Origin of the sequence: Victivallis sp. (genome assembly GCF_048170485.1) — a bacterium.
GTDB lineage: Bacteria > Verrucomicrobiota > Lentisphaeria > Victivallales > Victivallaceae > Victivallis.
The window spans coordinates 1-3,339 of the sequence record NZ_DBEXAY010000195.1 but is presented as its reverse complement, the minus strand read 5'-3'; the positions used below and the strand labels follow the sequence as shown (position 1 = coordinate 3,339).

3 protein-coding genes are annotated in these 3,339 nt (G+C 63.6%); all 3 read right to left on the bottom strand.

What is annotated here, in order from left to right:
- Positions 1–156: 156 nt before the first annotated feature.
- The 3 genes from ACMLHG_RS10270 to ACMLHG_RS10260 are packed head-to-tail and all read right to left on the bottom strand — an operon-like array spanning position 157 to position 3,321.
- Complete coding sequence (locus ACMLHG_RS10270; RefSeq protein ID WP_294434369.1) at positions 157–1,335, bottom strand: SpoIIE family protein phosphatase; 1,179 nt, start codon at positions 1,333–1,335, stop codon at positions 157–159.
- Positions 1,332–3,077: a [Fe-Fe] hydrogenase large subunit C-terminal domain-containing protein gene (locus ACMLHG_RS10265; RefSeq protein ID WP_295807299.1), complete on the bottom strand. Its 1,746-nt coding sequence runs from the start codon at positions 3,075–3,077 to the stop codon at positions 1,332–1,334. The genes ACMLHG_RS10270 and ACMLHG_RS10265 overlap by 4 nt, the downstream gene beginning before the upstream one ends.
- Before the next feature lie 7 nt (positions 3,078–3,084).
- Positions 3,085–3,321 carry a (2Fe-2S) ferredoxin domain-containing protein gene (locus ACMLHG_RS10260; protein WP_294434373.1) on the bottom strand — a complete coding sequence of 79 codons (237 nt, stop codon included), beginning with the start codon at positions 3,319–3,321 and terminating at the stop codon, positions 3,085–3,087.
- Between the last annotated feature and the right edge of the window lie 18 nt (positions 3,322–3,339).

Here is a 3,339-nt window from a genome sequence, read left to right as displayed (position 1 = left end):
TTTAATTTTTTCTTTACGTCATAACCTGCTCAAGCTCAATCGATAAAAAGTTATCGATCGAACGAGGGGATTTTCTTGGCGCTCAGGTTGTGTCGTGGCGGCCGGGAGCTGGCGAAAGGGAGGCGCCGGCGACGTTTCGCGCACCGGGAATTCCGGTCAGACGAAATGGACGTTGACCTCTTTCATATAGCGGTTGCGAAGAACATCGCCCAGCCGTTTGACGATGTTGCGCCTCAACTCCAGATCGACCGGCAAATTGGGATCCTGATGGGCCTCGTTGATCCGGGTGCCGACCAGAAAGTCGATCACGTCGTGGCGGCGCATCAACTCGGCCAGCTCTCCGGCAGGATCCAGCCGGGTCTGGTCACCGGTCTCCAGATAACGGGCCGCGCGGCTCAGCGTAAAGATTCCTTCCGTGACCAGGTCGGCCCCCTCCATGTGAGACGGCGGCGGCAGATCTCCGGCGGCGGCGAGGTCGATCGTGAGCGGGCGGTGAAGTTCGCGCGAGATGATTTCGGCGGACGTCCCGCCGGAGATCACCCGGGTTCCCCGGAAGTCGCGGAAAATCCGGGCGCACTCGGCGTCGCGGCTCTGATCGAAAGGCGGTCCGGTGAAGAGCAGCATCCGGCGCGGCTCCCGGAAATAGAGACAGGCGGCGGTGATATCGTCGGCCGGACGCAGTTCCGGTTCATGGGCGACCGCTTCGCGCAGAATCCGTTCCGAAAGTTCCTGCGCGGAGATGTCCGGCTGACCGGCGATGACCGAGGCGACATAGTCGCGCACCCCGGAATTCCGCCAGCCGAGCGGAAAACGGGGCGACCCCAGCCCGGCCTGCGTGACCCCGTCGGAGAAGAAAAGCAGCCGGTCCCCCGGACGCGCGTCGAACGTGTAGGCGGTCATGGTCCGGTCGCGGTAGCGGGGCGAGGAGAATTCCCTGCCCTCAATCGGACAGGAGTCGCCGCCGCGGAAGAGCAGAAACTCCGGATTGCCCATCTCCACCACCCGGGTCAGCCCTCCGAGCCGGGTGTCGACGATGGTAAAGGTCGCATAGCTGATCTGCCGGACCTGACAGACCGGCAGGGCATCCATGATGATCTCGGCGGAGTGGACGATTTCGCGATCCTCCGCGCTGAACCGCAGCGCCATCGTCGTGGTCATCAAGGCGAGGATGTTCGCTTTGAGCCCGTGGCCGAGCCCGTCGGCGAGAACCGCGAGCAACCGCTCCTCCGCCGGAATCCGTTTGAAGGCGACCGCGTCACCGCAGGCCTTTTCGGCGAAATGACAGCACTGCGAATACCCGGTGTCGATGAAAAGGTCAGCTTTTTTTGACGTCATGGCTCGCTGTTCTCCGGGGGTTCCGCCTCAATGAGATCGGTGTCGTCGGCGTAGTCGTCGGCGATGGAACGCAGCAGAAGCTCGGTGTCGGCCATCTGTTCGCCGAGACGGCAGGCGATCTCCTGCACCGTGGCGATGTTGCGGTCGATCACTTTGCGGGCGCGGGCGGCGATCTGTTCGCGCCGCAGTTCGGTGTTGGTGACGTCGAAGATCACCGCGCCGATCACCTCCCCCGGCTCGATGCTGAAGAGGTTGAGATTGAACAGACGTTTGCCGACCTTGAGGGAATCCCGGCGTACGTCGCGCCCGCTCTGGAGCGCCGATTCAAACAGCCCGATGAAGGAGGGCACAATCCGCCGGAGATCCGCTCCGGCCAGCCCTGGGCAGGCGTCGAACATCTCGACCGTCTCGTCGCCGAAGAGTTTGGCGAAGTTGCGGTTGCACTCGATGATTGAGAGGTCGCGGCCGGCGATCACCACCCCGGAAGAGATGCTGCGCAAAATCGCATTGGCCTTCTTCTGCGCCTGTTTCCGGAGGTAGGAGACGCACATCGACGGCTCGGCCCTGCCGGCAATCATCGCCTGCGCAAAATTCCGGCAGGTGTCGTAACCGCAACCGTCGCAGTTGAGTTCATCCTCGGGGGTGGTTTTGCCGATGCTGCGGAGCGCGGCGATCAAATCGCCCGGCTCCGGCGGCGGAGCGGCGGCGGCGGGAAATGCGGCGGCGATGCTCCCCGGCGTGCGGCGCTCGCGCGGTGATTCCGGCATCCGGGCGTGACGCAGCACCCGCAACCGCTCGAGCAGTCCGGGGGAATCGTGTTCGGAACAGGGCCCGTGGACGCATCCGCCGGGACAGGCGAGCATTTCGACGAAAACCGCCTCGTTCGCCGGCATCGTCTCCATGCCGGAAAAAGCGAGTTTCAAATTGTCCAATCCAGTCAGCGTGGCATAGTGCACGCGCTGGTTCCCGCTCTGAAAGCGGATGGTATCGTTCATCCCCCCTTCGATCGGATAACGCGCACCCTCCTCCGCCGCCTCCGGCAGGAAACGGTCGTCCGCCTCGGGCGTCAGCCGTTCCGGCACAATCGCCGCCTCGCGCAGCATCTGGCGCAGTTCCGGATAGGTGAGCGCGAGATTGAGCAGTTCCGGGTGACGGTCCGCCTCGTTCTTCTTGCCGATGCAGGGACCGATGAAAACCACCCGGATTCCGTCGCCGAAGGTGTCGCGCAACAGCCGGCAGTGCGCCATCAGCGGCGAACCGACCGGCGTGATGGCGGGAGCGAGGTGCGCGAGGTAGCGACGGACGAAATCCACCGCCGTCGGACAGGCCGACGAGAGCAGCAGTCCGCCGGTTCCGGCGTCGAGCGCCTCCGCCATCCGGGCGGAGACGAGCTGGGCGCCGAGCGCGGTTTCGCTGACGCCGGCGAATCCGAGCAGTTTCAACGCCCGGATCAGCTTGCCCGGTTCCAGATCGCGGAACTCACTGACCCACGACGGCGCGATGGAGGCGTAGACCGGGCTGGAATCCTGCAGCAGCAGCCGGGCGCGGCCGGTATCGTTGCGCACCTGCTTGGCCTTGACCGGGCACACCTCGACGCATTTGCCGCAGGCGACGCAGAGTTCCGGGATGACCGCGGCATGGCCGTCGCGCACCCGGATCGCCTTGACCGGGCAATGGCGGACACATTTGTAGCAGTCCTGACACTCCGCCTCGATGGTATAGACCGGATACGAGTGATTCATGGCAGATTCAGCTCCTCAGTTTAGCATCCAGGAGATCGATCAGCGACTCGGAATCCACCCGCTCGAAATTCTCGCCGTCGATGGAGAGATTCGGGCCGGTTTTGCACTTGCCGATGCAGCCGCGCCCGGAGAGGGCGCAGTCGATCGCATGCTTCTGGAGATATTCTTCGATGATTTTCAGATTCCGCTTGTTGCCCCGGGCGAAACAGGAGCTGCCCATGCAGATGACGATGGAGTGCTTCACAGTTTTTCCTCCTCAAGA